This window comes from Streptomyces albipurpureus (assembly GCF_023701525.1).
Classification (GTDB): Bacteria; Actinomycetota; Actinomycetes; order Streptomycetales; family Streptomycetaceae; genus Streptomyces; species Streptomyces albipurpureus.
Genome location: NZ_JAMQAW010000020.1, coordinates 1 through 1,648, shown reverse-complemented (window position 1 = coordinate 1,648; position 1,648 = coordinate 1). Strand labels below are relative to the sequence as shown.

Sequence of the window (1,648 nt, the reverse complement as noted above, 5' to 3'; positions counted from 1 at the left end):
CCTCCGCACGCCGCTGGGCCCTGGCCCTGCGGGAGCAGGCACTGCGCCCGGACCGGGAAGCGGAGCTGGAGTACTGGCACAACCTGCTGGAGGCGTTCGACCTCCCCCTGGGCACCCGGGCCTTCGACCCGGCCGTGGATGTGATGTCCACCCTCGACACCGTACGGATACAGCTACCCGCCCAGGTCACCAAGGCCGTACTGACCACACTACCCGCCGCGTTCAGGGCCACCGGGGCCGACGTACTGCTCGCCGCGCTCGCACTGGCCGTCAACCGCTGGCGCGGCGTGGACAGCCCCACCCTGATCCGGCTGGAAGGACACGGCCGCCAGGAAGACCTCGTCCCCGGGGCCGACCTGTCCCGCACGGTCGGATGGTTCACCAGCATGTACCCGGCCCGTATCGACGTCAGCGCGGTGGAGCTGAACGAGGTACTGACCGGCGGCCCCGCGGCCGGCACAGCGATCAAACTCGTCAAGGAACAAGTACGCCAGATCCCGGACAAGGGCATGGGATACGGACTACTGCGCTACCTCAACCCCACCACCGCCCCACGGCTCGCCGAGTACGCGGTGCCGCAGATCGGGTTCAACTACCTCGGCCGTATCTCCGACACCGACGTGCCCGAAGACCTCCGCGCGTCCGGATGGGGACCGGCACCCTGGTCCACCGAGCTGGTCCCGGCGCCCGACCCCGACCTGCCGGCACTGTCCGCCCTCGAGGTCGGCTGCCTCGCCACCGACACCGCCGACGGTACCCGGCTCCAGGCCGCGTTCGTGTTCCCCACCGGAGTCCTCTCCCGCCAGCGGGTGGACGAACTGGCCCACCTGTGGGCCCAGGTACTGCACGCGATGGCCACCCACGCCACCCACCCGGACACCGGAGGGCTCACCCCCTGCGACGCACCCCTGGTCTCGGTAGGGCAGAACGAGATCGAGGCCTGGGAGACACGCTACGGACGGCTCGTCGACATCTGGCCGCAGGCCCCGGGACAGTCCGGGATCCAGTTCCAAGCCGCGGTCGCCGACGGCTCCTTCGACGTCTACCACATGCAGTTCGTACTCCACCTGACCGGGCACGTCGACCCCGACCGCATGCGGACGGCCGGACAGGCACTCCTCGACCGCTACCCCAACCTACGGGCCGCGTTCCTCACCGCAGCCGACGGCGACCCCCTCCAAGTCATCCCCGAACACACCCCCCTCCCCTGGCGACACCTCGACCTCACCAACCACACCCAACACGAACAAGACACCACCCTCGACCAATTCCTCACCCAGGACCGAGCCGACCGACTCGACCCCACCCGACCACCCCTACTCCGCCTCGGCCTCCTCACCTACAGCCCCCAACAAGCCAAACTCGTCATCACCGCCCACCACACCATCTTCGACGGCTGGTCATCACCACTCGTATTCAGAGACCTCATCCGCCTCTACACCACCACCCACCACCTCACCCCCGTCCGCAGCTACGGCGACGGCGACGACTGGTCATCACCGCTGGTGTTCAGGGACCTGATCCAGCTGTACTCCGCGACCTACGACCTCGCTCCTGTCCGCAGCTATGGCGAGTATCTGGCCTGGTTGTCCACCCGAGACCGAAAGGCGACGGCCGCCCGATGGCAGGCGGAGCTCGCCGGATTCGA

General features: G+C 68.6%; 1 protein-coding gene. It reads left to right on the top strand.

All coding sequences use genetic code 11. The features are described from left to right. On the top strand, positions 1-1,648 hold a 1,648-nt coding region (locus NBG84_RS17390; protein WP_250920391.1), incomplete at both ends, for a condensation domain-containing protein.